Origin of the sequence: Pseudomonas sp. W4I3, from assembly GCF_030816195.1 — a bacterium.
In the GTDB taxonomy this organism is placed as follows: domain Bacteria; phylum Pseudomonadota; class Gammaproteobacteria; order Pseudomonadales; family Pseudomonadaceae; genus Aquipseudomonas.
In genome coordinates this window covers 6,013,728-6,038,697 of sequence record NZ_JAUSXS010000001.1, presented here as the reverse complement: position 1 = coordinate 6,038,697, position 24,970 = coordinate 6,013,728, and the positions used below count along the sequence as shown (strand labels likewise).

At 54.8% G+C, this 24,970-nt stretch carries 35 protein-coding genes; all 35 read left to right on the top strand.

Features of this window, described 5'->3' with window-relative positions; genetic code table 11:
* Window positions 1-52 precede the first annotated feature (52 nt).
* The 35 genes from rpoC (at window position 53) to bfr (ending at window position 24,951) form a co-directional block, all read left to right on the top strand.
* Window positions 53-4,252, top strand: coding sequence for a DNA-directed RNA polymerase subunit beta' (gene rpoC, locus QF045_RS27590; RefSeq protein ID WP_306494824.1), 4,200 nt, complete (start codon window positions 53-55; stop codon window positions 4,250-4,252).
* Window positions 4,253-4,468: 216 nt separating this feature from the next.
* The gene (rpsL, locus tag QF045_RS27585; protein ID WP_002555494.1) at window positions 4,469-4,840 is read left to right on the top strand and encodes a 30S ribosomal protein S12; all 372 of its coding nucleotides are present in this window, start codon (window positions 4,469-4,471) and stop codon (window positions 4,838-4,840) included.
* A 118-nt stretch (window positions 4,841-4,958) separates the two neighbouring features.
* Complete coding sequence (rpsG, locus tag QF045_RS27580; RefSeq protein WP_002555493.1) at window positions 4,959-5,429, top strand: 30S ribosomal protein S7; 471 nt, start codon at window positions 4,959-4,961, stop codon at window positions 5,427-5,429.
* Window positions 5,430-5,459: 30 nt separating this feature from the next.
* Window positions 5,460-7,565 (top strand): elongation factor G, encoded by a 2,106-nt coding sequence (gene fusA, locus QF045_RS27575; RefSeq protein WP_057724826.1) that lies wholly within the window; start codon window positions 5,460-5,462, stop codon window positions 7,563-7,565.
* A gap of 30 nt (window positions 7,566-7,595) precedes the next feature.
* Window positions 7,596-8,789, top strand: coding sequence for an elongation factor Tu (gene tuf / locus QF045_RS27570; RefSeq protein ID WP_003176426.1), 1,194 nt, complete (start codon window positions 7,596-7,598; stop codon window positions 8,787-8,789).
* Window positions 8,790-8,947: 158 nt separating this feature from the next.
* Window positions 8,948-9,259: a 30S ribosomal protein S10 gene (gene rpsJ / locus QF045_RS27565; protein ID WP_003186070.1), complete on the top strand. Its 312-nt coding sequence runs from the start codon at window positions 8,948-8,950 to the stop codon at window positions 9,257-9,259.
* Window positions 9,260-9,340: 81 nt separating this feature from the next.
* Window positions 9,341-9,976, top strand: coding sequence for a 50S ribosomal protein L3 (rplC, locus tag QF045_RS27560; RefSeq protein WP_003194649.1), 636 nt, complete (start codon window positions 9,341-9,343; stop codon window positions 9,974-9,976).
* Between the two features lie 12 nt (window positions 9,977-9,988).
* A complete protein-coding gene (rplD, locus tag QF045_RS27555) occupies window positions 9,989-10,591 on the top strand; it encodes a 50S ribosomal protein L4 (RefSeq protein ID WP_003176424.1) in 603 nt (200 codons plus the stop codon).
* Entirely contained in the window at window positions 10,588-10,887 is a 300-nt protein-coding gene (rplW, locus tag QF045_RS27550; RefSeq protein ID WP_002555488.1) for a 50S ribosomal protein L23, read from the top strand. Before rplD ends, rplW begins: the two co-directional genes overlap by 4 nt.
* A 14-nt stretch (window positions 10,888-10,901) precedes the next feature.
* Entirely contained in the window at window positions 10,902-11,726 is an 825-nt protein-coding gene (rplB, locus tag QF045_RS27545) for a 50S ribosomal protein L2 (RefSeq protein WP_003176423.1), read from the top strand.
* 16 nt (window positions 11,727-11,742) lie between these two features.
* The gene (gene rpsS / locus QF045_RS27540; protein ID WP_002555486.1) at window positions 11,743-12,018 is read left to right on the top strand and encodes a 30S ribosomal protein S19; all 276 of its coding nucleotides are present in this window, start codon (window positions 11,743-11,745) and stop codon (window positions 12,016-12,018) included.
* Window positions 12,019-12,029: 11 nt separating this feature from the next.
* Window positions 12,030-12,362: a 50S ribosomal protein L22 gene (gene rplV / locus QF045_RS27535; protein ID WP_003103908.1), complete on the top strand. Its 333-nt coding sequence runs from the start codon at window positions 12,030-12,032 to the stop codon at window positions 12,360-12,362.
* Between the two features lie 13 nt (window positions 12,363-12,375).
* The gene (rpsC, locus tag QF045_RS27530; protein WP_003176422.1) at window positions 12,376-13,062 is read left to right on the top strand and encodes a 30S ribosomal protein S3; all 687 of its coding nucleotides are present in this window, start codon (window positions 12,376-12,378) and stop codon (window positions 13,060-13,062) included.
* A 12-nt stretch (window positions 13,063-13,074) separates the two neighbouring features.
* Window positions 13,075-13,488, top strand: coding sequence for a 50S ribosomal protein L16 (gene rplP, locus QF045_RS27525; protein ID WP_003232424.1), 414 nt, complete (start codon window positions 13,075-13,077; stop codon window positions 13,486-13,488).
* Complete coding sequence (gene rpmC / locus QF045_RS27520; protein ID WP_002555481.1) at window positions 13,488-13,679, top strand: 50S ribosomal protein L29; 192 nt, start codon at window positions 13,488-13,490, stop codon at window positions 13,677-13,679. The genes rplP and rpmC overlap by 1 nt, the downstream gene beginning before the upstream one ends.
* Before the next feature lie 2 nt (window positions 13,680-13,681).
* Window positions 13,682-13,948 carry a 30S ribosomal protein S17 gene (rpsQ, locus tag QF045_RS27515; RefSeq protein ID WP_003176419.1) on the top strand — a complete coding sequence of 89 codons (267 nt, stop codon included), beginning with the start codon at window positions 13,682-13,684 and terminating at the stop codon, window positions 13,946-13,948.
* A gap of 23 nt (window positions 13,949-13,971) precedes the next feature.
* Window positions 13,972-14,340: a 50S ribosomal protein L14 gene (gene rplN / locus QF045_RS27510; protein WP_002555479.1), complete on the top strand. Its 369-nt coding sequence runs from the start codon at window positions 13,972-13,974 to the stop codon at window positions 14,338-14,340.
* An 11-nt stretch (window positions 14,341-14,351) separates the two neighbouring features.
* Window positions 14,352-14,666: a 50S ribosomal protein L24 gene (gene rplX / locus QF045_RS27505; protein WP_003176416.1), complete on the top strand. Its 315-nt coding sequence runs from the start codon at window positions 14,352-14,354 to the stop codon at window positions 14,664-14,666.
* Between the two features lie 20 nt (window positions 14,667-14,686).
* Window positions 14,687-15,226: a 50S ribosomal protein L5 gene (rplE, locus tag QF045_RS27500; RefSeq protein ID WP_003176415.1), complete on the top strand. Its 540-nt coding sequence runs from the start codon at window positions 14,687-14,689 to the stop codon at window positions 15,224-15,226.
* A 13-nt stretch (window positions 15,227-15,239) separates the two neighbouring features.
* Window positions 15,240-15,545: a 30S ribosomal protein S14 gene (rpsN, locus tag QF045_RS27495; protein ID WP_003176414.1), complete on the top strand. Its 306-nt coding sequence runs from the start codon at window positions 15,240-15,242 to the stop codon at window positions 15,543-15,545.
* A gap of 208 nt (window positions 15,546-15,753) precedes the next feature.
* Window positions 15,754-16,146 carry a 30S ribosomal protein S8 gene (gene rpsH, locus QF045_RS27490; RefSeq protein WP_003176413.1) on the top strand — a complete coding sequence of 131 codons (393 nt, stop codon included), beginning with the start codon at window positions 15,754-15,756 and terminating at the stop codon, window positions 16,144-16,146.
* Window positions 16,147-16,158: 12 nt separating this feature from the next.
* Window positions 16,159-16,692, top strand: coding sequence for a 50S ribosomal protein L6 (gene rplF / locus QF045_RS27485; protein WP_003176412.1), 534 nt, complete (start codon window positions 16,159-16,161; stop codon window positions 16,690-16,692).
* A 10-nt stretch (window positions 16,693-16,702) separates the two neighbouring features.
* The gene (rplR, locus tag QF045_RS27480; RefSeq protein ID WP_017135964.1) at window positions 16,703-17,053 is read left to right on the top strand and encodes a 50S ribosomal protein L18; all 351 of its coding nucleotides are present in this window, start codon (window positions 16,703-16,705) and stop codon (window positions 17,051-17,053) included.
* 3 nt (window positions 17,054-17,056) lie between these two features.
* Window positions 17,057-17,557, top strand: coding sequence for a 30S ribosomal protein S5 (gene rpsE, locus QF045_RS27475; RefSeq protein ID WP_003176409.1), 501 nt, complete (start codon window positions 17,057-17,059; stop codon window positions 17,555-17,557).
* 2 nt (window positions 17,558-17,559) lie between these two features.
* Window positions 17,560-17,736, top strand: a complete 177-nt coding sequence (gene rpmD / locus QF045_RS27470; RefSeq protein ID WP_003176408.1) for a 50S ribosomal protein L30 — start codon at window positions 17,560-17,562, stop codon at window positions 17,734-17,736.
* A 3-nt stretch (window positions 17,737-17,739) separates the two neighbouring features.
* Window positions 17,740-18,177, top strand: coding sequence for a 50S ribosomal protein L15 (gene rplO / locus QF045_RS27465; RefSeq protein ID WP_003176407.1), 438 nt, complete (start codon window positions 17,740-17,742; stop codon window positions 18,175-18,177).
* A complete protein-coding gene (secY, locus tag QF045_RS27460) occupies window positions 18,178-19,506 on the top strand; it encodes a preprotein translocase subunit SecY (protein WP_003194637.1) in 1,329 nt (442 codons plus the stop codon).
* A gap of 28 nt (window positions 19,507-19,534) precedes the next feature.
* Window positions 19,535-19,651, top strand: a complete 117-nt coding sequence (gene rpmJ / locus QF045_RS27455; protein ID WP_002555468.1) for a 50S ribosomal protein L36 — start codon at window positions 19,535-19,537, stop codon at window positions 19,649-19,651.
* 129 nt (window positions 19,652-19,780) lie between these two features.
* Window positions 19,781-20,137 carry a 30S ribosomal protein S13 gene (gene rpsM, locus QF045_RS27450; RefSeq protein WP_003210063.1) on the top strand — a complete coding sequence of 119 codons (357 nt, stop codon included), beginning with the start codon at window positions 19,781-19,783 and terminating at the stop codon, window positions 20,135-20,137.
* 30 nt (window positions 20,138-20,167) lie between these two features.
* The gene (gene rpsK / locus QF045_RS27445) at window positions 20,168-20,557 is read left to right on the top strand and encodes a 30S ribosomal protein S11 (protein ID WP_002555466.1); all 390 of its coding nucleotides are present in this window, start codon (window positions 20,168-20,170) and stop codon (window positions 20,555-20,557) included.
* Window positions 20,558-20,575: 18 nt separating this feature from the next.
* A complete protein-coding gene (rpsD, locus tag QF045_RS27440; protein ID WP_003176404.1) occupies window positions 20,576-21,196 on the top strand; it encodes a 30S ribosomal protein S4 in 621 nt (206 codons plus the stop codon).
* 22 nt (window positions 21,197-21,218) lie between these two features.
* Entirely contained in the window at window positions 21,219-22,220 is a 1,002-nt protein-coding gene (locus tag QF045_RS27435) for a DNA-directed RNA polymerase subunit alpha (protein WP_003176403.1), read from the top strand.
* A gap of 41 nt (window positions 22,221-22,261) precedes the next feature.
* Complete coding sequence (gene rplQ / locus QF045_RS27430) at window positions 22,262-22,648, top strand: 50S ribosomal protein L17 (RefSeq protein WP_003176402.1); 387 nt, start codon at window positions 22,262-22,264, stop codon at window positions 22,646-22,648.
* 234 nt (window positions 22,649-22,882) lie between these two features.
* Window positions 22,883-24,331 carry a catalase gene (locus QF045_RS27425; RefSeq protein ID WP_306494823.1) on the top strand — a complete coding sequence of 483 codons (1,449 nt, stop codon included), beginning with the start codon at window positions 22,883-22,885 and terminating at the stop codon, window positions 24,329-24,331.
* Window positions 24,332-24,486: 155 nt separating this feature from the next.
* Window positions 24,487-24,951 (top strand): bacterioferritin, encoded by a 465-nt coding sequence (gene bfr, locus QF045_RS27420; protein ID WP_065930320.1) that lies wholly within the window; start codon window positions 24,487-24,489, stop codon window positions 24,949-24,951.
* Window positions 24,952-24,970 lie beyond the last annotated feature (19 nt).

Sequence of the window (24,970 nt, the reverse complement as noted above, 5' to 3'; positions counted from 1 at the left end):
ATCGAGAGTGGGGCAGCGATGCCCGCTCTCTGCTCCGCCAGGAGGAAAGGCCTTGAAAGACCTACTGAATTTGCTGAAAAACCAGGGTCAAGTCGAAGAGTTCGACGCCATCCGTATTGGACTGGCATCGCCTGAGATGATCCGTTCGTGGTCGTTCGGTGAAGTTAAAAAGCCGGAAACCATCAACTACCGTACGTTCAAACCTGAGCGTGACGGCCTGTTCTGCGCCAAGATCTTTGGCCCGGTAAAGGATTACGAGTGCCTGTGCGGTAAGTACAAGCGCTTGAAGCACCGTGGTGTGATCTGCGAGAAGTGCGGCGTTGAAGTTGCGCTGGCCAAGGTTCGTCGTGAGCGCATGGCGCACATCGAACTGGCTTCGCCGGTTGCCCACATCTGGTTCCTGAAATCGCTGCCGTCCCGTATCGGCTTGCTGATGGACATGACCCTGCGTGATATCGAACGCGTTCTCTACTTCGAGAGCTATGTCGTTATCGACCCTGGCATGACCACCCTTGAAAAAGGTCAGCTGCTCAATGACGAGCAGTACTTCGAAGCGCTGGAAGAGTTCGGTGATGATTTCGATGCCCGCATGGGTGCCGAAGCTGTCCGTGAGCTGCTGCACGCTATCGACCTGGAGCACGAGATTGGCCGTCTGCGCGAAGAAATTCCGCAAACCAACTCCGAAACCAAGATCAAGAAGCTGTCCAAGCGTCTGAAGTTGATGGAAGCCTTCCAGGGTTCCGGCAACTTGCCAGAGTGGATGGTGCTGACCGTTCTGCCGGTTCTGCCGCCAGACCTGCGTCCGCTGGTGCCGTTGGACGGTGGTCGTTTCGCGACGTCCGACCTCAACGACCTGTACCGCCGCGTAATCAACCGTAACAACCGCTTGAAGCGCCTGCTCGATCTGTCCGCTCCGGACATCATCGTGCGCAACGAAAAGCGTATGTTGCAAGAAGCCGTCGACGCCTTGCTCGACAACGGTCGTCGTGGCCGCGCTATCACCGGTTCCAACAAGCGTCCTCTGAAATCCCTGGCTGACATGATCAAGGGTAAGCAAGGTCGTTTCCGTCAGAACTTGCTCGGTAAGCGTGTTGACTACTCCGGTCGTTCGGTAATTACCGTAGGCCCGACCCTGCGTCTGCACCAGTGCGGTCTGCCTAAGAAGATGGCACTCGAGCTGTTCAAGCCGTTCATCTTCGGCAAGCTCGAAATGCGCGGTCTCGCGACCACCATCAAAGCGGCCAAGAAAATGGTCGAGCGCGAACTGCCAGAGGTTTGGGACGTTCTCGCTGAAGTGATTCGCGAACACCCGGTTCTCCTCAACCGTGCACCGACCCTTCACCGTCTGGGTATCCAGGCGTTTGAACCGGTACTGATCGAAGGTAAGGCTATCCAGCTGCACCCTCTGGTCTGTGCTGCGTACAACGCCGACTTCGACGGCGACCAAATGGCCGTGCACGTACCGCTGACACTGGAAGCCCAGTTGGAAGCGCGTGCGTTGATGATGTCGACCAACAACATCCTGTCGCCAGCCAACGGTGAGCCAATCATCGTTCCGTCGCAGGACGTTGTATTGGGTCTGTACTACATGACCCGTGAAGCGATCAACGCCAAGGGTGAAGGTCGTGTGTTCGCTGACCTGCAGGAAGTTGACCGTGTGTTCCGTGCCGGCGAAGCCGCACTGCACGCCAAGGTCAAAGTTCGGATCCACGAAACCGTCAACGACCGTGACGGCGGCAGCGTGAGCAATGTTCGTATCGTCGACACGACTGTCGGCCGCGCGCTGTTGTATCAGGTTGTACCAAAAGGTTTGTCGTACGACGTCGTCAACCTGCCAATGAAGAAAAAGGCGATCTCCAGGCTGATCAACCAGTGCTACCGCGTGGTTGGTTTGAAGGAGACCGTGATCTTCGCTGACCAGTTGATGTACACCGGTTTTGCTTATTCGACCATTTCCGGCGTTTCCATCGGTGTTAACGACTTCGTTATCCCTGATGAAAAAGCTCGCATCATCGCGGCTGCAACCGATGAAGTGAAAGAGATCGAGAGCCAGTACGCCTCCGGCCTTGTAACCCAGGGCGAGAAGTACAACAAGGTGATCGACCTTTGGTCCAAGGCCAACGACGAAGTTTCCAAGGCGATGATGGCCAACCTCTCGAAAGAGAAAGTCATCGACCGTCACGGCGACGAAGTTGACCAAGAGTCCTTCAACTCGATGTACATGATGGCCGACTCCGGCGCACGGGGTTCTGCTGCGCAGATCCGTCAGCTCGCCGGTATGCGTGGCCTGATGGCCAAGCCGGACGGCTCCATCATCGAAACGCCGATTACCGCGAACTTCCGTGAAGGTTTGAGCGTACTCCAGTACTTCATCTCCACTCACGGTGCTCGTAAAGGTCTGGCGGATACCGCGTTGAAAACCGCTAACTCCGGTTACCTGACACGTCGTCTCGTAGACGTTGCCCAGGATCTGGTTGTAACCGAGATCGATTGCGGCACCGAGCATGGCCTGCTGATGACTCCGCACATTGAAGGCGGTGACGTTGTAGAGCCACTGGGTGAGCGCGTATTGGGTCGTGTCATTGCCCGTGACGTCTTCAAGCCAGGTACCGAGGAAGTTATCGTTCCTGCCGGCACTCTGGTAGACGAGAAGTGGGTTGAATTCATCGAGCTCAACAGCATCGACGAAGTGATCGTTCGTTCGCCGATCAGCTGCGAAACCCGTTATGGCATCTGCGCCAAGTGCTACGGCCGTGACTTGGCTCGTGGTCACCAGGTGAACATCGGTGAAGCGGTCGGCGTTATCGCTGCCCAGTCCATCGGTGAGCCGGGTACCCAGCTGACCATGCGTACGTTCCACATCGGTGGTGCGGCGAGCCGGACCTCCGCAGCTGACAGTGTTCAGGTGAAGAATGGCGGTACTGTCCGTCTGCACAACCTCAAACACGTTGAGCGAGTGGATGGCCACCTGGTTGCTGTGTCCCGTTCCGGTGAGCTGGCAATCGCTGATGACTACGGTCGTGAGCGTGAGCGCTACAAGCTGCCGTACGGTGCTGTGATTTCGGTTAAAGAAGGTGACAAGGTCGACGCTGGCGCAATCGTGGCCAAGTGGGATCCGCACACTCACCCAATCGTTACCGAAATGAAAGGTACCGTGACCTACGTGGGCATGGAAGAAGGCATCACGATCAAGCGTCAGACTGACGAATTGACCGGTATGACCAACATTGAAGTACTCGACGCGAAAGATCGTCCAGCTGCCGGTAAAGACATCCGTCCTGCCGTGAAGATGGTCGATGACAACGGCAAGGACTTGTTACTGCCAGGCACTGACGTAATCGCTCAGTACTTCCTGCCAGCCAACGCCCTGGTCGGTGTAGCGGATGGTGCGAAGATCGCGATCGGTGATGTTATCGCGCGTATCCCGCAAGAAACTTCGAAGACTCGAGACATCACCGGTGGTCTGCCGCGTGTTGCCGACTTGTTCGAAGCTCGTCGTCCGAAAGAAGCGTCGATTCTGGCTGAAGTCAGCGGCACCATCGCGTTCGGTAAAGAGACCAAGGGCAAGCGCCGTCTGGTCATTACCCCGAACGACGGTACCGATCCGTACGAAGAGCTGATTCCGAAGTGGCGTCACCTGAACGTCTTCGAAGGCGAACAGGTAAACCGCGGCGAAGTGATCTCCGACGGCCCGAGCGATCCACACGACATCCTGCGTCTGCTGGGTGTAAGTGCGCTGGCCAAGTACATCGTCAACGAGATCCAAGACGTTTACCGTCTGCAAGGCGTGAAGATCAACGACAAGCACATCGAGACCATCCTGCGTCAGATGCTGCGTAAAGTTGAAATCGCTGAATCCGGCGATTCCAGTTTCATCAAGGGCGACCAGATGGAACTGACTCACGTACTGGTGGAAAACGAGCGCCTGGCGAACGACGAGAAATTCGTTTCCAAGTTCACCCGTGTGCTGCTGGGTATCACCAAGGCGTCGTTGTCCACTGAGTCGTTCATCTCGGCGGCCTCCTTCCAGGAGACCACTCGAGTACTGACCGAAGCAGCGGTAACCGGCAAGCGCGATTATCTGCGCGGCCTGAAAGAAAACGTGGTCGTGGGTCGTTTGATCCCGGCTGGTACCGGTTTGGCTTACCACAGCGAGCGTAAGCGCCGCCGTGATGCTGACAAGCCGTTGCGCGTGAGCGCCAGTGAAGTGGAAGCTGCACTGACCGAAGCGCTGAACTCAAGCGGTAACTGAGTTCTGCGATAAATAAGTCCGGGCCCTGGCAACCCCATTCGTCGGATCGAGGCATTTATGCCCCGGTTCGACGGGAGGGGAGGTCGGGGCCTTGCCTTGACTGGGGACAAGATCCTCTTTAGACTCTTGTACCCCTAAATTTGGCGGGAATTCGTTCCTGCCATTTTGCTTTTCTTGCAAGACAATAGCGTCGCAAGACAACAGTGGAGCTAGTAGATGGCAACTATCAACCAGCTGGTACGTCAGCCGCGTAAGCGTATCGTCGAGAAATCCGACGTGCCTGCGCTGCAGAACTGCCCGCAACGTCGTGGCGTATGCACCCGTGTGTATACCACCACGCCGAAAAAACCTAACTCGGCACTGCGTAAAGTATGCCGTGTGCGTCTGACCAACGGTTTCGAGGTTTCCTCGTACATCGGCGGTGAAGGCCACAACCTGCAAGAGCACAGCGTGGTACTGATCCGCGGCGGTCGTGTAAAAGACTTGCCAGGTGTTCGTTACCACACCGTACGTGGCTCCTTGGATACTTCCGGCGTTAAAGGTCGTAACCAGGGTCGTTCGAAGTACGGTACCAAAAAGCCTAAGTAGTAGCGGCTTTTTGTAAACCTGAATCATCTTATTTTCTGAGTCGATAAGAGTAAGGTCGGAGGCGTCCCGAGAGGGCACCGATTCCGAGCGAACCTGAAGACCGTTTGAGGGCTTATCCATGCCAAGAAGACGCGTAGCAGCCAAGCGCGAAGTGCTTGACGATCCAAAATACGGAAGCCAAATTCTGGCCAAGTTCATGAACCACGTGATGGAAAGCGGCAAGAAAGCCGTTGCCGAGCGTATCGTTTATGGCGCGCTGGAAAAGGTTAAAGAACGCAAGAACAGCGACCCCCTGGAAATCTTCGAGAAAGCTCTCGACGCCATCGCTCCGCTGGTCGAAGTGAAGTCGCGCCGTGTAGGCGGTGCTACTTACCAGGTTCCGGTTGAAGTTCGTCCGTCCCGTCGTAACGCTCTGGCAATGCGCTGGTTGGTAGACTTCGCCCGTAAGCGCGGCGAGAAGTCTATGGCCCTGCGTTTGGCCGGCGAACTGTTGGACGCTGCTGAAGGTAAAGGTGCTGCTGTTAAGAAGCGTGAAGACGTGCACCGTATGGCTGAAGCCAACAAAGCTTTCTCGCACTACCGCTTCTAATTTTAGCTTCACTAATTTTGCGAGGGCTTTATGGCTCGTACTACTCCGATTAGCCGTTACCGTAACATCGGTATCGTCGCTCACGTGGATGCTGGTAAAACCACCACCACCGAGCGCGTACTGTTTTACACCGGCAAAAGTCACAAGATGGGCGAGGTGCATGATGGCGCCGCGACCACAGACTGGATGGTTCAGGAGCAGGAGCGTGGTATTACCATTACTTCTGCTGCTATTACCGCCTTCTGGAAAGGTTCCGAGAAGCAGTACAAAGATGAGCACCGCTTCAACGTAATCGATACCCCAGGCCACGTAGACTTCACTATTGAAGTTGAACGTTCCCTGCGTGTACTCGACGGCGCTGTCGTTGTGTTCTGCGGTACCTCGGGTGTTGAACCTCAGTCGGAAACCGTATGGCGCCAAGCCAACAAATACGGCGTTCCACGTCTTGTTTACGTAAACAAGATGGACCGTGCTGGTGCGAACTTCCTGCGCGTGATCGGTCAGATCAAGCAGCGTCTGGGTCACACCCCGGTTCCTATCCAGCTGGCTATCGGTTCCGAAGATAATTTCCAGGGCCAGATCGATCTGCTGACCATGGAAGCTGTCTACTGGAACGATGCCGACAAAGGTATGGTTCCTGTTCGCAAGCCTATTCCTGCTGAGCTGCAGGAACTGGCTGACGAATGGCGCAACAACATGGTTGAAGCTGCGGCCGAAGCCAACGAAGAGCTGATGAACAAGTACCTCGAAGGTGAAGAACTCACCAACGCGGAAATCAAGGCCGCTCTGCGTCAGCGTACTATCGCTGGTGAGATCGTCTTGGCTGTTTGTGGTTCCTCGTTCAAGAACAAGGGCGTTCCCCTGGTTCTCGATGCTGTGATCGACTACCTGCCGGCGCCGGTTGATATTCCTGCCATCAAGGGTACTGACCCGGATGACGAGACTATCGAGCTGGAGCGTCATGCAGACGACGCAGAACCGTTCTCCGCTCTGGCATTTAAAATTGCCACTGACCCATTCGTGGGTACCTTGACCTTCGTCCGCGTTTACTCGGGCGTGTTGAACTCCGGCGACGGCGTGATCAACTCGGTTAAAGGCAAGAAAGAGCGCGTGGGTCGTATGGTGCAAATGCACGCAAACGCCCGCGAAGAGATCAAGGAAGTGCGCGCTGGTGACATCGCGGCCTTGATCGGCATGAAGGACGTCACCACTGGTGAAACCTTGTGCAACGCTGACAAGCCAATCATCCTGGTTCGCATGGACTTCCCGGAGCCGGTTATTTCGGTTGCCGTAGAGCCAAAGACCAAGGATGACCAGGAAAAAATGGGTATCGCTCTGGGCAAACTTGCTCAGGAAGATCCATCTTTCCGCGTCAAGACTGATGAAGAGACTGGTCAAACGATCATCTCCGGCATGGGCGAGCTTCACCTGGACATCCTGGTTGACCGGATGCGCCGTGAGTTCAACGTCGAAGCCAACATCGGTAAGCCTCAGGTTTCCTATCGTGAGCGCATCACGAAGAACTGTGAAATCGAAGGCAAGTTCGTTCGTCAGTCCGGCGGTCGTGGTCAGTTCGGTCACTGCTGGATCCGTTTTGCTCCTGCTGACGAAGGTCAGGAAGGTCTGCAATTCGTGAACGAAGTAGTAGGTGGTGTTGTTCCTAAGGAATACATCCCTGCTATCCAGAAGGGTATCGAAGAGCAGATGAAGAACGGTGTTGTTGCCGGCTATCCGCTGATCGGCCTGAAAGCAACCGTTTTTGACGGTTCTTACCACGACGTCGACTCCAACGAGATGGCGTTTAAGGTGGCTGCCTCCATGGCAACCAAGCAACTGGCCCAGAAGGGCGGTGGTGAGTTGCTTGAGCCAATCATGGCGGTAGAAGTTGTTACACCTGAAGACTATATGGGTGATGTCATGGGCGACCTTAACCGTCGTCGCGGCATGATCTTGGGTATGGAAGACACGGTTTCCGGCAAAGTGATTCGCGCCGAGGTTCCGTTGGGTGAGATGTTCGGTTATGCGACCGACGTTCGCTCCATGTCTCAGGGTCGCGCAAGCTACTCTATGGAATTCAAAAAATACAACACAGCTCCGGCGCACATCGCTGAAACTGTATCCAAAAAACAAGGCTGATTCAGTCCTTTAGGCAAGGAGTTAATTGTCGTGGCTAAAGAAAAATTTGATCGTTCCCTACCGCACGTCAACGTTGGCACTATCGGTCACGTTGACCACGGTAAAACCACTCTGACTGCTGCTCTGACTCGCGTTTGCTCCGAAGTATTCGGTTCCGCAATCGTTGATTTCGATAAAATCGACAGCGCGCCAGAAGAGAAAGCTCGTGGTATCACCATCAACACCGCGCACGTTGAATACAACTCGCTGATCCGTCACTACGCTCACGTTGACTGCCCAGGTCACGCTGACTATGTGAAGAACATGATCACCGGTGCTGCCCAGATGGACGGCGCAATCCTGGTTTGCTCGGCCGCTGATGGTCCGATGCCACAAACCCGTGAGCACATCCTGCTGTCCCGTCAGGTTGGCGTTCCGTACATCGTGGTTTACCTGAACAAGGCTGACCTGGTAGACGACGCTGAGCTGCTGGAACTGGTTGAGATGGAAGTGCGCGACCTGCTGAGCACTTACGACTTCCCAGGTGACGACACTCCGATCATCATCGGTTCTGCTCGTATGGCTCTGGAAGGCAAAGACGACAACGAAATGGGCACCACGTCCGTTCGTAAGCTGGTTGAGACTCTGGACAGCTACATCCCAGATCCAGTCCGTGTTATCGACAAGCCGTTCCTGATGCCAATCGAAGACGTATTCTCGATCTCCGGTCGCGGTACTGTTGTAACTGGTCGTATCGAGCGCGGTATCGTCAAGGTTCAAGATCCACTGGAAATCGTTGGTCTGCGTGACACTACCGTCACCACCTGCACCGGTGTTGAAATGTTCCGTAAGCTGCTCGACGAAGGTCGTGCTGGCGAGAACTGCGGCGTTCTGCTGCGTGGTACCAAGCGTGACGACGTTGAGCGTGGCCAGGTTCTGGTCAAGCCAGGTTCGGTTAAGCCGCACACCAAGTTCGAAGCTGAAGTGTACGTGCTGAGCAAAGAAGAAGGCGGTCGTCATACTCCGTTCTTCAAAGGCTACCGTCCACAGTTCTACTTCCGTACTACTGACGTGACTGGTAACTGCGAACTGCCGGAAGGCGTAGAAATGGTAATGCCAGGCGACAACATCAAAATGGTTGTCACCCTGATCAAAACCATCGCTATGGAAGACGGTCTGCGTTTCGCAATCCGTGAAGGCGGCCGTACCGTTGGTGCTGGTGTTGTAGCTAAAATCATCGAGTAATTATCTCTTCTGAGATAGTTCTGATGTTTTGAAAGGCCCCCGCTCAGCGGGGGCCTTTTTTATTGGGTTGACACCTATCAGGGCCGTCTATAGAATTGCGCCTCCTTTTAACGGGCGTATTGCGCTCGCTGGGAATAGCAGCCGGAGTCTGAAATCCAATGCAAAATCAGCAAATCCGTATCAGGTTGAAGGCTTTTGACCATCGCCTGATCGACCAATCCACCCAGGAAATCGTGGAAACCGCGAAACGTACTGGTGCTCAAGTGCGTGGTCCAATTCCACTGCCTACCCGTAAAGAGCGGTTCACCGTTCTGGTCTCCCCGCACGTCAACAAAGACGCGCGTGACCAGTACGAGATCCGTACTCATAAGCGCGTACTGGACATCGTCCAGCCAACGGATAAAACCGTTGATGCACTTATGAAGCTCGATCTGGCGGCCGGTGTGGAAGTACAGATCAGCCTCGGCTAAGACTTGGGTCTTAGTCGTGTAACGCTCTGAAATGGGCGGCCATAGCGGGTGAAAGCCCCGTACACTCATGAGGTTTACAACATGACTATTGGTGTAGTCGGTCGTAAATGCGGTATGACCCGTATTTTCACCGAAGAAGGTGTCTCCATTCCGGTCACGGTCATTGAGATCGAGCCGAATCGCGTCACCCAGTTCAAAACTGAAGAAACCGATGGCTATCGTGCAGTGCAAGTCACTGTCGGCGAGCGTCGTGCTTCGCGCGTGACTGCTGCTCAAGCAGGTCACTTCGCTAAAGCAAACGTTGCAGCTGGTCGCACCGTCATGGAGTTCCGTCTTGAAGACGGCGACTACCAGGCTGGCGATCTGATCAACGCTGAAATCTTCGCTGCTGGTCAACTGGTTGATGTAACCGGTCAGTCCAAAGGTAAAGGCTTCCAGGGTACGATCAAGCGTTGGAATTTCCGTGGTCAAGACAACACTCACGGTAACTCCGTTTCCCACCGCGTCCCGGGCTCTATTGGCCAGTGCCAGACTCCTGGTCGTGTATTCAAGGGCAAAAAAATGTCCGGTCATATGGGCGCTGAGCGCGTGACCGTGCAGTCCCTCGAAGTAGTGCGCGTCGACGCTGAACGCAATCTGTTGTTGGTCAAGGGTGCTGTTCCTGGCGCTACTGGCGGCAACCTGGTTGTACGTCCAGCGGCCAAGGCTCGCGGTTAAGGGGAAGCTGACATGCAATTAAATGTAAATGACGCTCAAGCGATCGAAGTTTCCGAACTGACATTTGGCGGCGAATTCAACGAGACGCTGGTTCACCAAGCAGTCGTGGCCTACATGGCCGGCGGCCGTCAAGGTAGCAAGCAGCAAAAGACCCGTTCCGACGTACGTGGTGGCGGTAAGCGCCCTTGGCGTCAGAAAGGCACCGGCCGTGCTCGTGCCGGTACTATCCGTAGCCCAATCTGGCGTGGCGGTGGTACCACTTTCGCAGCTCGTCCACAGGATCACTCTCAGAAGCTCAACAAGAAGATGTACCGCGCAGCTCTGCGCTCCATCCTTGCTGAACTCGTGCGTACTGATCGTCTGGTCGTGGTTCAGGACTTCGCTGTTGAAAGTCCAAAAACCAAAGATCTGCTGGGCAAACTGAACAACATGAGCCTGACCGACGTTTTGATCGTGTCTGAAGCTGTTGATCAGAACCTGTACCTGGCTGCTCGCAACCTGCCACACGTTGATGTACGTGACGTGCAAGGTTCCGATCCAGTTAGTCTGATCGCATACGACAAGGTGTTGATCACCGTGTCGGCCGTGAAGAAATTCGAGGAGCTGCTGGGATGAACCAGGAACGCGTATTTAAAGTTCTGCTTGGCCCGCACGTTTCCGAAAAGGCTACGGTTCTGGCTGACAAGAAAGGCCAGTTCGTTTTCAAGGTTGCAACTGACGCAACCAAGCTGGAAATCAAGAAGGCCGTCGAAAGCCTGTTCAGCGTGAAAGTAGAGCGTGTTACTACCCTGAATGTTCTGGGTAAGAGCAAGCGCACTGCTCGCGGTCTGGGCAAGCGTAATGACTGGAAGAAGGCAGTTATCTCCCTTCAGCCAGGCCAAGATCTCGATTTCAGCAGCAGTGCTGAGTAAGGAAGGGGTGCATCATGGCAATCGTTAAATGCAAACCGACTTCCCCTGGCCGCCGTTTTGTGGTCAAGGTGGTCAACCAGGAGCTGCATAAAGGCGCTCCTCACGCACCGCTGCTCGAGAAGAAATCGAAGACTGGTGGTCGTAACAACAATGGTCGTATTACCACTCGTCACATCGGTGGTGGCCATAAGCAGCATTATCGTCTGGTCGATTTCCGTCGCAACGACAAAGATGGCATCTCCGCCACTGTCGAGCGTATTGAATACGATCCAAACCGTACTGCTCACATCGCTCTGCTGCTGTACGCAGATGGCGAGCGTCGCTACATCATCGCCCCTAAAGGCGTGAGCGCTGGCGACCAGCTGATCGCAGGTGCCTTGGCACCGATCAAGCCGGGCAACGCTCTGCAACTGCGCAACATTCCAGTTGGTAGCACCGTACACGGCATCGAATTGAAGCCAGGTAAAGGCGCGCAAATCGCTCGTTCCGCTGGTGCTTCGGCTCAGCTGATCGCTCGTGAAGGCGTCTACGTGACCCTGCGTCTGCGTTCTGGTGAGATGCGTAAAGTGCTGGCTGAATGCCGTGCGACCCTGGGCGAAGTCTCGAACTCCGAGCACAGCCTGCGTTCGCTGGGTAAAGCTGGTGCCAAACGCTGGCGTGGCGTTCGCCCAACCGTTCGTGGTGTTGCCATGAACCCGGTTGACCACCCACACGGTGGTGGTGAAGGTCGTACCTCTGGTGGTCGTCATCCGGTATCGCCATGGGGCTTCCCGACTAAGGGCGCGAAGACTCGTGGTAATAAGCGTACCGACAAAATGATCGTCCGTCGTCGCAAGTAAATAGAGGGATACGACAGTGCCACGTTCTCTGAAAAAAGGTCCTTTTATTGATCTTCACCTACTGAAGAAGATCGAAGTGGCGGCGGAAAAGAACGATCGCAAACCAGTTAAAACCTGGTCGCGTCGTTCGATGATCCTGCCACAAATGGTCGGTCTGACCATCGCAGTACACAACGGTCGTCAACACGTCCCAGTTCTCGTTAACGAAGACATGGTCGGCCACAAACTGGGCGAGTTTGCCGGTACCCGCACTTATCGTGGGCACGTGGCAGACAAGAAAGCCAAGCGTTAAGGGGTTAGGAAATGGAAGTAGCCGCTAAGTTGTCGGGCGCTCGAATCTCCGCCCAGAAAGCCCGCTTGGTCGCCGACCAGATCCGCGGGAAGAAGGTGGGCGAAGCGCTCAACCTGTTGGCTTTCAGCAGTAAGAAAGCCGCCGAGATCATGAAGAAAGTGCTGGAGTCGGCCGTAGCCAACGCCGAGCATAACGAAGGCGCAGACGTTGATGACCTTAAGGTCAGCACCGTTTTCGTCAACGAAGGGCGTTCGCTGAAGCGCATCATGCCACGTGCCAAAGGCCGTGCTGATCGCATCGTCAAGCGGTCTTGCCATATCACTGTCAAGGTTGCTGACAAGTAACGGAGTCGAAGAGATGGGTCAGAAAGTACATCCCATTGGCATTCGCCTGGGAATCGTCAAGGAGCACACCTCCGTCTGGTACGCAGACGGTCGGACTTATGCGGACTATTTGTTCGCTGATCTGAAGGTGCGTGAGTATCTCCAAGACAAACTAAAAAGCGCGTCCGTAAGCCGTATCGATATCCATCGTCCGGCGCAAACTGCACGTATCACCATCCACACCGCTCGTCCAGGTATCGTTATCGGGAAGAAAGGTGAAGATGTTGAGAAACTGCGTCAGGACCTGACCAAGCAAATGGGTGTGCCTGTGCACATCAATATCGAAGAGATCCGCAAGCCGGAACTCGACGGTATGCTGGTTGCGCAGAGCGTAGCTCAGCAGCTGGAGCGTCGCGTCATGTTCCGTCGCGCTATGAAGCGCGCTGTACAGAACGCCATGCGCATTGGTGCCAAAGGCATCAAAATCCAAGTGAGCGGTCGTCTCGGCGGTGCTGAAATCGCACGTACTGAATGGTATCGCGAAGGTCGTGTGCCACTGCACACCCTGCGTGCCGACATCGACTATGCCAACTACGAAGCTCACACCACTTACGGTGTGATCGGTGTAAAGGTTTGGATCTTCAAAGGCGAAGTAATTGGTGGTCGCCAAGAAGAACTGAAACCACAAGCACCAGCGCCTCGTAAAAAAGCTGCTAAGTAAGGGGTACGCCAAATGTTGCAACCTAAGCGTACGAAGTTCCGCAAGCAGATGACAGGCCACAACCGTGGTCTGGCTCAGCGCGGTAGCAAAGTCAGCTTCGGCGAGTTCGCGCTGAAGTCTGTAGCTCGTGGTCGTCTCACCGCTCGTCAGATCGAGTCAGCGCGTCGTGCTCTGACCCGTCACGTTAAACGTGGCGGCAAGATCTGGATCCGTGTATTCCCGGACAAGCCGATCTCCAAAAAGCCTCTTGAGGTTCGTATGGGTAAAGGTAAGGGTAACGTGGAATACTGGGTAGCCCAGATTCAGCCAGGCAAAGTCCTGTATGAAATCGAGGGTGTAACTGAAGAGCTGGCGCGTGAGGCTTTTGCCCTGGCTGCTGCAAAGCTGCCGCTCGCCACCGCCTTTGTTAAACGGACGGTGATGTGATGAAAGCGAATGAACTTCGTGAAAAATCCGCACAGCAGCTGAACGAGCAACTGCTCGGCCTGCTGCGCGACCAGTTCAATCTGCGTATGCAGAAAGCAACTGGCCAGTTGGGGCAGTCTCATCTGCTCTCGCAAGTTAAGCGTGACATCGCTCGCGTGAAGACTGTGCTCAACCAGCAGGCAGGTAAGTGATCATGGCTGAAGCCGAAAAGACTGTCCGTACGCTGACTGGCCGTGTTGTCAGCGACAAGATGGACAAAACCATCACCGTTTTGATCGAGCGTCGCGTTAAGCACCCGATCTACGGTAAATATGTTAAGCGTTCGACTAAGCTGCACGCGCACGACGAAACCAATCAGTGCCACATCGGCGACAAAGTCACTATTCGTGAAACTCGTCCGCTGGCCAAGACCAAGTCTTGGGCATTGGTTGATGTTCTCGAACGCGCTGTGGAAGTCTAAGGACTAGGGGTCGGAGAAATTATATGATTCAGACTCAATCCATGCTCGATGTGGCCGATAACAGCGGCGCTCGCCGCGTTATGTGCATCAAGGTGCTGGGTGGCTCCCATCGTCGTTACGCTGGTATCGGTGACATCATCAAGGTTACCGTGAAGGAAGCAATTCCTCGCGGTAAAGTGAAAAAAGGCCAAGTGATGACTGCTGTTGTAGTCCGCACTCGTCACGGCGTACGTCGTGCTGATGGCTCCATTATCCGCTTTGATGGCAACGCTGCTGTTCTTCTGAACAACAAGCAAGAGCCTATCGGCACCCGTATCTTTGGGCCAGTGACCCGTGAACTTCGTACTGAGAAGTTCATGAAGATCGTCTCGCTCGCCCCAGAAGTGCTGTAAGGAGATCCGACATGCAAAAGATTCGTCGTGACGACGAGATCATCGTGATCGCCGGCAAAGACAAAGGTAAGCGCGGTAAGGTGCTTAAGGTTCTCGCTAATAACCGTCTGGTTATCGGCGGTCTGAACCTGGTCAAGCGTCATACCAAGCCTAACCCGATGTCGGGCGTGCAGGGCGGTATCGTCGAAAAAGAAGCTCCGCTGGACGCTTCTAACGTCGCCATTTTCAACGGCGAAACCAACAAGGCTGACCGCGTTGGTTTCAAAGTAGAAGATGGCAAGAAAATTCGTGTCTTCAAGTCGACCCAAAAAGCGGTTGATGCTTGAACACTGCTAGGTAGAAGACCATGGCACGACTAAAAGAGATTTACTGGAAAGAAATCGCACCGAAACTTAAGGAAGAACTTAAGCTTTCGAACGTGATGGAAGTTCCACGCGTTACCAAAATCACCCTGAACATGGGTTTGGGCGAAGCGGTCGGTGACAAAAAAGTCATCGAGCACGCTGTTGCTGACCTGGAAAAGATCACCGGTCAAAAAGTCGTTGTGACTTACGCTCGGAAATCCATCGCTGGCTTTAAAGTCCGCGAAGGCTGGCCGATCGGCGTCAAAGTGACTCTGCGCCGTGAGCGTATGTACGAATTCCTGGATCGTCTGCTGTCGATCTCCCTGCCTCGGGTTCGCGACTTCCGCGGCCTGAATGCCAAGTCCTTCGATGGTCGTGGTAACTACAGCATGGGCGTGAAAGAGCAGATCATCTTCCCGGAAATCGACTACGACAAGATCGATGCTCTCCGCGGTCTGGACATCACCCTGACCACCACTGCCAAGAACGATGATGAAGGTCGCGCCCTGTTGCGTGCTTTCAAATTCCCGTTCCGCAACTGATTGGAGTAGGACCATGGCCAAGATGAGCATGAAAAACCGCGAGCTGAAGCGTCAGCTCACGGTTGCCAAGTACGCCAAGAAGCGTGCAGCACTGAAAGCAATCATCGTCGATCTGAACGCAAGTCCAGAAGCGCGTTGGGAAGCTACAGTTGCTCTGCAGAAGCAGCCACGTGACGCAAGCGCCTCGCGCATGCGTAACCGCTGCCGCCTGACCGGTCGTCCACACGGCGTTTACCGCAAGTTCGGCCTCGGCCGTAACAAGCTGCGTGAAGCGGCAATGCGTGGTGACGTACCAGGTCTGGTTAAAGCCAGCTGGTAAGTACTTTCAGAGTCAAGGTGGTTGGTATCGCAAGATACTGACCGCCGGTGACCTTGAATCTGGAACAAGCCCCTTTTGGGGCTTGTTTCATTTCCGGAGTGTGTCTAAAATACGCGGCTCGCCTGAGCCCGTGTTTTTATGCTCGGAGATTCTCGGCGACATATATAGCCGCAAGGCTAATTTTTTGTGTATTAGGAGCGTCTAGCCCATGAGTATGCAGGACCCGTTAGCGGACATGCTAACTCGTATCCGTAATGCCCAGATGGCTGAAAAGTCCGTCGTAAGCATGCCATCTTCCAAGTTGAAGGTAGCTGTTGCCAAAGTCCTGAAAGACGAAGGCTACATTGCGGGTTATCAGATCAGCAGCGAAATCAAGCCGTTGCTGTCCATCGAGCTGAAGTACTTCGAAGGCCGTTCGGTCATCGAGGAAGTGAAGCGCGTTAGCCGTCCAGGCCTGCGTCAGTACAAGTCCGCTGAAGATCTGCCGAAAGTTCGTGGCGGTCTGGGCGTGTCTATCGTCTCCACCAACAAAGGTGTGATGACGGATCGTGCTGCGCGCGCTGCCGGTGTCGGCGGCGAAGTTCTTTGCACTGTGTTCTAAGGGGGGATAAGCATGTCTCGCGTCGCTAAGAACCCCGTTAAGCTGCCAGCCGGTGTCGAAGTCAAATTCGCAGGCCAACAGCTTTCGGTGAAGGGTGCCAAGGGCACTCTTGAACTGAACATCCATTCGTCCGTTGAGATCGTTGAAGAAGCTGGTGAGCTGCGTTTCGCTGCTCGCAATGGCGATCAACAAACTCGCGCAATGGCCGGTACCACGCGTGCGTTGGTAAACAACATGGTCCAAGGCGTAAGCCAAGGCTTCGAGCGTAAGCTCCAGCTGGTCGGTGTTGGTTACAAAGCGCAAGCAAAAGGCACGGTTCTGAACCTTGCCCTTGGCTTCTCGCACCCAGTGGATTACGAACTGCCGGAAGGCATCACCGCTGAGACCCCTAGCCAAACCGATATCCTGATCAAGGGCATCGATAAGCAGCTGGTAGGTCAGGTGGCCGCTGAGATCCGCGACTTCCGTCCACCAGAGCCGTACAAAGGCAAAGGTGTGCGCTACGCGGACGAAGTCGTCCGTCGTAAAGAAGCCAAGAAGAAGTAGGGCATAGCAAATGACCGACAAAAAAGTTACTCGACTGCGTCGCGCTCGCAAAGCACGCCTGAAAATGCACGAACTCGAAGTCGTGCGTCTCTGCGTGTACCGCTCGTCGCAGCATATCTACGCCCAGGTCATCTCGGCCGACGGCAACAAAGTCCTGGCAAGCGCCTCGACTTTGGATAAAGAACTGCGTGATGGTGCCACTGGCAACATCGACGCGGCCACAAAGGTTGGCCAGCTGGTCGCTACACGTGCTAAGGCCGTGGGCGTCTCGCAAGTGGCTTTCGACCGCTCTGGCTTCAAGTACCACGGCCGCGTTAAAGCGCTGGCTGATGCTGCTCGTGAAGCTGGGCTGGAGTTCTAAGTTATGTCAAATAACGACCAAAAGCGCGACGAAGGCTACATTGAGAAGCTGGTTCAAGTTAACCGCGTAGCCAAAACCGTCAAGGGCGGCCGTATCTTCACTTTCACCGCGTTGACCGTGGTTGGTGATGGTAAAGGGCGCGTTGGCTTCGGCCGTGGCAAGTCACGTGAAGTGCCTGCCGCGATCCAGAAGGCAATGGAAGCTGCTCGTCGCAACATGATCCAAGTTGATCTGAACGGCACCACTCTGCAGTACGCAATGAAGTCCGCCCATGGCGCTTCGAAGGTGTACATGCAGCCTGCTTCTGAAGGTACCGGTATCATCGCTGGCGGCGCTATGCGTGCTGTCCTCGAAGTTGCTGGCGTTCAGAACGTTCTGGCCAAGTGCTATGGCTCGACTAACCCGGTAAACGTGGTTCACGCCACTTTCAAGGGTCTGAAAGCTATGCAATCTCCTGAGTCCATTGCTGCCAAGCGCGGCTTGACTGTCAAGGAGATCTTCTGATCATGGCTACCGTTAAAGTAACGCTGATCAAAAGCATGACCGGCCGCATCCCTAACCACAAATTGTGCGTTAAAGGTCTGGGTCTGCGTCGCATCGGTCACACTGTAGAAGTCCAGGATACTCCCGAGAATCGCGGGATGATCAACAAGGCTTACTACATGCTGCGTGTAGAGGGTTAATCGATGAAACTCAATGATCTGAGTCCAGCGCCGGGTTCCCGTCGCGAAAAGCATCGTCCGGGCCGTGGTATCGGTAGCGGTTTGGGTAAGACTGGTGGCCGTGGCCACAAAGGTCAAACCTCCCGCTCCGGTGGCACCATTGCTCCAGGCTTTGAAGGCGGTCAACAGCCGCTGCATCGTCGCCTGCCTAAGTTCGGTTTCGTATCCCTGAAAGCCATGGACCGCGCAGAAGTGCGTCTGTCCGAGCTGGCCAAAGTGGAAGGCGACATCGTTACTGTGCAGACCCTGAAAGATGCCAACGTGATCAACGTCAACGTACAGCGTGTGAAAATCATGCTGTCCGGTGAAGTGACTCGCGCTGTCACTATCGGCAAGGGAATCGGCGCCACCAAAGGTGCGCGTTCGGCTATCGAAGCAGCTGGCGGCAAGTTCGAGGAATAAATGGCTAAGCAAGGTGCTCTCTCAGCGCTCGGCAAAGGCGGTATGTCTGAACTTTGGGCTCGTCTGCGTTTTCTGTTCCTGGCGATTATCGTCTACCGAATAGGCGCACACATCCCGGTTCCAGGTATCAACCCGGACCGACTCGCAGACCTGTTTCGACAGAATGAGGGGACCATTCTTAGCTTGTTCAACATGTTTTCCGGCGGTGCGCTGGAGCGGATGAGCATCTTTGCACTGGGGATCATGCCGTACATTTCGGCATCGATCATCATGCAACTGATGACCGCCGTCAGCCCGCAGCTGGAGCAGTTGAAGAAGGAAGGTGAAGCTGGCCGTCGCAAGATTAGCCAGTACACCCGCTACGGCACTGTCGTCCTCGCCTTGGTTCAAGCTATCGGCATGTCCGTTGGCCTGGCCGGGCAGGGCGTTGCGTTCACTGGTGACTTTGGCTTCCATTTCGTCGCGGTATCCACGTTTGTGGCTGGTGCGATGTTCATGATGTGGCTGGGTGAGCAGATTACTGAGCGTGGTGTTGGTAACGGTATCTCGATGTTGATTTTCGCAGGTATCGTCGCCGGTCTTCCGAGAGCAATCGGGCAGTCTTTCGAGTCTGCGCGTCAGGGTGATATCAATATCTTCGCCCTGGTTGCCATCGGTTTGCTGGCAGTAGCGATTATCGGTTTTGTGGTGTTCATTGAGCGTGGCCAGCGTCGTATTGCTGTTCACTACGCCAAGCGTCAGCAGGGCCGTAAGGTTTTTGCTGCGCAGACCAGCCACTTGCCGCTGAAGGTGAATATGGCCGGTGTTATTCCGGCAATTTTCGCGAGCAGCATCTTGCTGTTTCCGGCTTCGTTGGGTACCTGGTTTGGTCAGTCCGAAAATATGGGCTGGCTGCAGGACCTCTCTCAGTCGATCGCTCCTGGTCAGCCGTTGAATATTCTGCTGTTTAGTGCAGGGATTATTTTCTTCTGCTTCTTCTATACGGCGTTGATGTTCAATCCGAAAGACGTAGCGGAAAACCTGAAGAAGTCCGGTGCCTTTATTCCGGGTATTCGTCCAGGTGAGCAGTCTGCGCGCTACATTGATGGCGTTCTGACTCGTTTGACCCTGTTCGGTGCTCTATATATGACGGCCGTGTGCCTGCTTCCCCAATTCCTGGTGGTTGCAGCAAACGTTCCGTTCTACCTTGGCGGGACCTCGTTGCTGATCGTGGTCGTGGTTGTGATGGACTTCATGTCCCAAGTACAATCGCACCTCGTTTCGCACCAGTACGAATCCCTGATGAAGAAAGCCAACCTGAAGGGCTACGGCAGCGGCATGTTGCGCTGAGTACCCCATAAGGTTCGAGGAGTTGGTGATGAAAGTTCGTGCATCGGTGAAAAAGCTGTGCCGCAACTGCAAGATTATTCGCCGCGAAGGTGTTGTTCGAGTAATTTGCAGCGCGGAACCGCGTCACAAACAGCGCCAAGGCTGAGTGTGATCCGCTTGAAGCCCGGCAGCTAGTGCGCTGCCGGGTTGATTATTTGTTATTACAGCGATATTATCTCGCGCCCTATTTCTTGGCTTCCGGGGCGTAGGTAGCTGTCAATTGGAGTCCCACTGAATGGCCCGTATTGCAGGCGTTAACATTCCAGATAACAAGCACACTGTTATCTCGCTGACCTACATCTATGGTGTTGGTCGCACTACTGCGCAGAAAATTTGCGCAGACACTGGGGTAAACCCAGCCGCAAAGATCAAAGATCTGAGCGACGAGCAGATTGAGCTGTTGCGTGGCGAAGTGGCGAAGTTCACCACTGAAGGTGACCTGCGTCGCGAAATCAACATGAAAATCAAGCGTTTGATGGACCTCGGTTGCTACCGTGGTCTGCGTCATCGTCGTGGTCTTCCAGTGCGCGGTCAGCGTACCAAGACTAACGCGCGTACCCGTAAAGGTCCGCGTAAGCCGATCCGCAAGTAATCGCCCACGCGAATCGACAGGAAAATTATCATGGCAAAACCTGCTGCTCGTCCTCGTAAAAAAGTTAAAAAGACAGTGGTTGATGGCATCGCCCACATCCATGCATCTTTTAACAACACAATCGTGACCATCACCGACCGTCAAGGTAACGCGCTTTCTTGGGCTACCTCCGGTGGTTCGGGTTTCCGCGGTTCCCGCAAGTCCACCCCGTTCGCTGCTCAAGTAGCTGCTGAACGTGCTGGTCAAGCTGCGCTGGAATACGGCCTGAAAAACCTCGACGTTAACGTCAAAGGTCCAGGTCCAGGTCGTGAGTCTGCTGTCCGTGCTTTGAACGGCTGTGGCTATAAGATCGCCAGCATCACCGACGTGACGCCAATCCCGCACAACGGGTGCCGTCCGCCGAAGAAGCGCCGCGTGTAATCCAGGAGATTGTAAAGAATGGCTCGTTACATTGGTCCAAAATGCAAACTCGCTCGTCGCGAAGGCACCGATCTCTTCTTGAAGAGCGGCGTGCGCGCGATCGAATCGAAGTGCAACATTGAAGCAGCACCTGGTATCCACGGCCAACGCCGCGGTCGCCAGTCCGACTACGGCACCCAACTGCGTGAAAAGCAGAAGGTCCGTCGTATCTACGGCGTTCTCGAGCGTCAGTTCAGCGGCTACTACAAAGAAGCTGCTGGCAAGAAAGGTGCAACCGGTGAAAACCTGCTGCAACTGCTCGAATGCCGTCTGGACAACGTTGTATACCGTATGGGCTTTGGTTCGACTCGTGCCGAATCCCGTCAGCTGGTATCGCACAAGTCGATCAGCGTTAACGGTCAGACCGTAAACGTTCCGTCTTACCAGGTTCGTGCTGGTGACGTGGTCGCAGTTCGCGAGAAGGCAAAAAACCAACTTCGCATTGTCCAAGCTCTCGATCTGTGTGCCCAACGTGGCCGCGTAGAATGGGTAGAAGTAGACACTGAGAAGAAGTCGGGCGTTTTCAAGAACGTTCCTGCTCGCAGTGATCTGTCCGCCGACATCAACGAAAGCCTGATTGTCGAGCTCTACTCCAAGTAAGGGCTAGAAAATAGGTGCATCCATGCAGATTTCGGTAAATGAGTTCCTGACACCCCGCCACATTGATGTGCAGGTTGTTAGTCCAACCCGCGCCAAAATTACCCTCGAGCCTCTCGAGCGTGGTTTTGGCCACACCCTGGGCAACGCGCTGCGCCGCATCCTGTTGTCCTCAATGCCCGGCTGTGCAGTAGTCGAGGCCGAGATTGACGGTGTGCTCCACGAGTACAGCGCCATCGAAGGTGTACAGGAAGACGTAATTGAAATCCTGTTGAACCTTAAAGGTCTGGCTATCAAGCTGCACGGCCGTGACGAAGTTACGCTGACCTTGTCGAAGAAGGGTTCGGGGGTGGTTACCGCTGCCGATATTCAGCTGGATCATGATGTCGAGATCGTTAACCCCGATCACGTAATCGCTAACCTGGCGTCTAACGGCGCCCTGAACATGAAGCTCACCGTAGCTCGTGGTCGTGGTTATGAACCGGCCGACTCGCGTCAGAGCGATGAAGACGAAAGCCGCAGCATTGGTCGCTTGCAGCTTGACTCTTCGTTCAGCCCGGTTCGCCGTATCGCATACGTGGTGGAAAACGCCCGTGTCGAGCAGCGTACTAACCTGGATAAGCTGGTTATTGATCTGGAAACCAACGGTACCCTGGATCCTGAAGAGGCTATTCGCCGCGCTGCAACCATTCTGCAACAGCAGTTGGCTGCGTTCGTCGACCTCAAGGGTGACAGCGAACCAGTGGTAATCGAGCAAGAAGACGAGATCGATCCGATCCTGCTTCGCCCGGTTGACGATCTGGAACTGACTGTACGTTCGGCTAACTGCCTTAAGGCGGAAAACATTTACTACATCGGCGACCTGATTCAGCGTACCGAAGTAGAACTGTTGAAGACTCCGAACCTGGGCAAGAAATCCTTGACTGAAATCAAGGACGTTCTGGCCTCCCGCGGTCTGTCCCTCGGCATGCGCCTCGACAACTGGCCGCCTGCAAGTCTTAAGAAGGACGACAAGGCGACTGCCTGATCGTCGTAATCACCGAACGTGAGTTTGGTAAGGAATGAACCATGCGTCATCGTAAAAGTGGTCGTCACCTGAGCCGTACCAGCTCGCACCGCAAGGCCATGTTCCAAAACATGGCGGTGTCGCTGTTCGAGCACGAGCTGATCAAAACTACACTGCCGAAAGCTAAAGAACTGCGTCGCGTTGCTGAGCCGCTGATCACTTTGGCCAAGACAGACAGCCTGGCTAACCGCCGTCTGGCTTTCGACCGTACTCGTTCGAAAGCTATCGTTGGTAAGCTCTTCAACGACCTGGGCAAGCGTTATGCTACCCGTGAGGGTGGCTACCTGCGCATCCTCAAGTGCGGCTTCCGCGCTGGCGACAACGCCCCTATGGCGTACGTCGAGTTGGTTGATCGTGCTACTGCCGGCGAAGCTGTAAGCGCCGAGTAAGACGTCAGTCTGTAACGAAGAACCGGGCCTAGTGCCCGGTTTTTTGTGCCCGTAAGAAAAGCGCGATCTGTACAAGTCTTCCGACGAAGCGGTAGGCACTATAGAGGTTGGCTTGGTAGTAATTTTCTATTGAGGCTCACGATTTAATGAATTTGTGAGTGTCATGTTGTTAGTCAATACTCCTCCCAAGCCGATTAGCCGGCAGTTCCAAGTCCGACCTGAGGAAGATTGCGCATGAGTCAGAATAAAATCCTTACCACCGCCAGCGGCGCTCCCGTTGCGGATAATCAGAATTCCCGTTCCGCCGGCCCTCGTGGTCCGCTGCTGCTCGATGACTTTCACCTGATCGAGAAGCTTGCTCACTTCAACCGTGAGAATATTCCGGAGCGCCGCGTACACGCCAAAGGTTCGGGCGCCTACGGTACGTTCACCGTTACCCAAGACATCACTCAATACACCAGCGCCAAGCTGTTCGACGCAGTGGGAAAGCAAACGCCGACCTTCCTGCGGTTCTCCACCGTAGGTGGCGAGCGCGGTTCGGCTGACACTGAACGCGACCCACGCGGTTTCGCCCTTAAGTTCTACACAGAAGAAGGCAACTGGGACATCGTCGGCAACAACACGCCTGTGTTCTTCATCCGTGACCCGCTGAAATTTCCGGATTTCATCCATACCCAAAAACGCCTGCCGCAAAGTAATCTGAAAAGCGCGCAGATGATGTGGGATTTCTGGTCGCACTCCCCAGAGGCGCTGCACCAGGTCACCATCCTGTTTTCGGATCGCGGCATTCCGGATGGCTACCGCCACATGCACGGCTTCGGCAGTCACACCTACAGCCTGATCAGCGCCAACGGCGAGCGTCATTGGGTGAAGTGGCACTACAAGACCAAGCAGGGCATCAAGAACCTCGCTCCGGCCGAAGCCGCGCGCCTGGCGGGTACCGACCCGGACTATGCCCAGCGTGACTTGTTCGGTGCAATCGAGCGTGGTGATTTCCCGAAGTGGCGCGTCTGCATCCAGATCATGACCGAGGCCCAGGCGAACGCCCATTACGAGAACCCGTTTGACGTGACCAAGACCTGGTCGCAGAAAGAGTTCCCCTTGATCGAAGTGGGTGAACTGGAGCTCAACCGCAACCCGCAGAACTATTTCGCTGAAGTGGAACAGGCCGCGTTCGGCCCAAGCAACATGGTTCCAGGTGTAGGTCTGTCGCCAGACCGTATGCTGCAGGGTCGTGTCTTCGCCTACGCAGATGCTCACCGCTACCGTGTTGGCACCAATCACCAGCAACTGCCGGTGAACGCCCCACGTAGCCCAGTCAACAGCTACCAGCGTGACGGTTCGATGGCGTTCGGCAGCAACGGTGGCGCAGCGCCAAACTACGAGCCGAACAGCTACGCCGATGCGCCAAAACAGGCGCCACAATACGCGGAACCTGCATTGGCCTTGAGCGGCGCAGCGGATCGTTACGATCATCGCGAAGACACTGACTACTACAGCCACGCCGGCGCGCTGTTCCGCTTGATGAATGACGAGCAGAAAGCGCTGCTTACCAGCAACATCGCTGGTGCGATGGGTGGTGTTTCCAGTGACGTGGTGCAGCGCCAGTTGCAACATTTCTACAAGGCGGATCCCGCTTATGGAGAAGCAATCGCAAAGGCACTGGGTGTATCGCTTAACTGACTCTAAACGATAAGCAGAACCGCCCTCATTTGGGCGGTTTTTGCGTTATTTCAGCTACTTTTCTCCGGAAATCTACGTTTTTCTGCCGTTGATCCCGTGACCTTGAAGTCATGATGGTTCAAACTACAGACTTTCAAGCAGGGAGATGTAGGGCGATGCAAGGTCACCCCGACGTAATCGATTACCTCAACACGTTGCTGACGGGCGAACTGGCAGCTCGTGACCAATATTTCATCCATTCGCGCATGTACGAAGACTGGGGCTTTACCGAGCTCTACGAACGTATCAACCACGAGATGGAGGAAGAGGCACAGCACGCTGATGCGCTGATGCGCCGTATCCTCATGCTCGAAGGCACGCCGCGCATGCGCCCCGATGACCTGGACGTGGGTACCACGGTGCCGGAAATGCTCGCTGCTGACCTTCGCCTCGAATACAAGGTTCGGGCCGCGCTCTGCAAGGGCATCGAGCTCTGCGAGCAGCACAACGACTATGTCACTCGTGAGATCCTGCGGGTACAGTTGAATGACACCGAAGAAGATCACACCTACTGGCTGGAAAAGCAGTTGGGCCTGATCAAGCTGATTGGCCTGGAAAATTACCTGCAATCGCAGTTCTGATTCCGGCAACAAAAAAGCC

What these genes read in the sequence shown, in the direction of transcription:
- rplN (WP_002555479.1), top strand. Translation starts at nt 13,972, where the DNA reads ATGATTCAGACTCAATCCATGCTCGATGTGGCCGATAACAGCGGCGCT.
- rplV (WP_003103908.1), top strand. Translation starts at nt 12,030, where the DNA reads ATGGAAGTAGCCGCTAAGTTGTCGGGCGCTCGAATCTCCGCCCAGAAA.
- rplP (WP_003232424.1), top strand. Translation starts at nt 13,075, where the DNA reads ATGTTGCAACCTAAGCGTACGAAGTTCCGCAAGCAGATGACAGGCCAC.
- rplW (WP_002555488.1), top strand. Translation starts at nt 10,588, where the DNA reads ATGAACCAGGAACGCGTATTTAAAGTTCTGCTTGGCCCGCACGTTTCC.
- bfr (WP_065930320.1), top strand. Translation starts at nt 24,487, where the DNA reads ATGCAAGGTCACCCCGACGTAATCGATTACCTCAACACGTTGCTGACG.
- rplD (WP_003176424.1), top strand. Translation starts at nt 9,989, where the DNA reads ATGCAATTAAATGTAAATGACGCTCAAGCGATCGAAGTTTCCGAACTG.
- rplE (WP_003176415.1), top strand. Translation starts at nt 14,687, where the DNA reads ATGGCACGACTAAAAGAGATTTACTGGAAAGAAATCGCACCGAAACTT.
- rpsH (WP_003176413.1), top strand. Translation starts at nt 15,754, where the DNA reads ATGAGTATGCAGGACCCGTTAGCGGACATGCTAACTCGTATCCGTAAT.
- rplX (WP_003176416.1), top strand. Translation starts at nt 14,352, where the DNA reads ATGCAAAAGATTCGTCGTGACGACGAGATCATCGTGATCGCCGGCAAA.
- rpmC (WP_002555481.1), top strand. Translation starts at nt 13,488, where the DNA reads ATGAAAGCGAATGAACTTCGTGAAAAATCCGCACAGCAGCTGAACGAG.
- QF045_RS27435 (WP_003176403.1), top strand. Translation starts at nt 21,219, where the DNA reads ATGCAGATTTCGGTAAATGAGTTCCTGACACCCCGCCACATTGATGTG.
- rplF (WP_003176412.1), top strand. Translation starts at nt 16,159, where the DNA reads ATGTCTCGCGTCGCTAAGAACCCCGTTAAGCTGCCAGCCGGTGTCGAA.
- rpsC (WP_003176422.1), top strand. Translation starts at nt 12,376, where the DNA reads ATGGGTCAGAAAGTACATCCCATTGGCATTCGCCTGGGAATCGTCAAG.
- rpsL (WP_002555494.1), top strand. Translation starts at nt 4,469, where the DNA reads ATGGCAACTATCAACCAGCTGGTACGTCAGCCGCGTAAGCGTATCGTC.
- rpsD (WP_003176404.1), top strand. Translation starts at nt 20,576, where the DNA reads ATGGCTCGTTACATTGGTCCAAAATGCAAACTCGCTCGTCGCGAAGGC.
- rpsG (WP_002555493.1), top strand. Translation starts at nt 4,959, where the DNA reads ATGCCAAGAAGACGCGTAGCAGCCAAGCGCGAAGTGCTTGACGATCCA.
- secY (WP_003194637.1), top strand. Translation starts at nt 18,178, where the DNA reads ATGGCTAAGCAAGGTGCTCTCTCAGCGCTCGGCAAAGGCGGTATGTCT.
- fusA (WP_057724826.1), top strand. Translation starts at nt 5,460, where the DNA reads ATGGCTCGTACTACTCCGATTAGCCGTTACCGTAACATCGGTATCGTC.
- rplB (WP_003176423.1), top strand. Translation starts at nt 10,902, where the DNA reads ATGGCAATCGTTAAATGCAAACCGACTTCCCCTGGCCGCCGTTTTGTG.
- rplC (WP_003194649.1), top strand. Translation starts at nt 9,341, where the DNA reads ATGACTATTGGTGTAGTCGGTCGTAAATGCGGTATGACCCGTATTTTC.
- QF045_RS27425 (WP_306494823.1), top strand. Translation starts at nt 22,883, where the DNA reads ATGAGTCAGAATAAAATCCTTACCACCGCCAGCGGCGCTCCCGTTGCG.
- rpmJ (WP_002555468.1), top strand. Translation starts at nt 19,535, where the DNA reads ATGAAAGTTCGTGCATCGGTGAAAAAGCTGTGCCGCAACTGCAAGATT.
- rpsN (WP_003176414.1), top strand. Translation starts at nt 15,240, where the DNA reads ATGGCCAAGATGAGCATGAAAAACCGCGAGCTGAAGCGTCAGCTCACG.
- rpmD (WP_003176408.1), top strand. Translation starts at nt 17,560, where the DNA reads ATGGCTACCGTTAAAGTAACGCTGATCAAAAGCATGACCGGCCGCATC.
- rplQ (WP_003176402.1), top strand. Translation starts at nt 22,262, where the DNA reads ATGCGTCATCGTAAAAGTGGTCGTCACCTGAGCCGTACCAGCTCGCAC.
- rpsJ (WP_003186070.1), top strand. Translation starts at nt 8,948, where the DNA reads ATGCAAAATCAGCAAATCCGTATCAGGTTGAAGGCTTTTGACCATCGC.
- rplR (WP_017135964.1), top strand. Translation starts at nt 16,703, where the DNA reads ATGACCGACAAAAAAGTTACTCGACTGCGTCGCGCTCGCAAAGCACGC.
- rplO (WP_003176407.1), top strand. Translation starts at nt 17,740, where the DNA reads ATGAAACTCAATGATCTGAGTCCAGCGCCGGGTTCCCGTCGCGAAAAG.
- rpsQ (WP_003176419.1), top strand. Translation starts at nt 13,682, where the DNA reads ATGGCTGAAGCCGAAAAGACTGTCCGTACGCTGACTGGCCGTGTTGTC.
- rpsE (WP_003176409.1), top strand. Translation starts at nt 17,057, where the DNA reads ATGTCAAATAACGACCAAAAGCGCGACGAAGGCTACATTGAGAAGCTG.
- rpsK (WP_002555466.1), top strand. Translation starts at nt 20,168, where the DNA reads ATGGCAAAACCTGCTGCTCGTCCTCGTAAAAAAGTTAAAAAGACAGTG.
- rpsM (WP_003210063.1), top strand. Translation starts at nt 19,781, where the DNA reads ATGGCCCGTATTGCAGGCGTTAACATTCCAGATAACAAGCACACTGTT.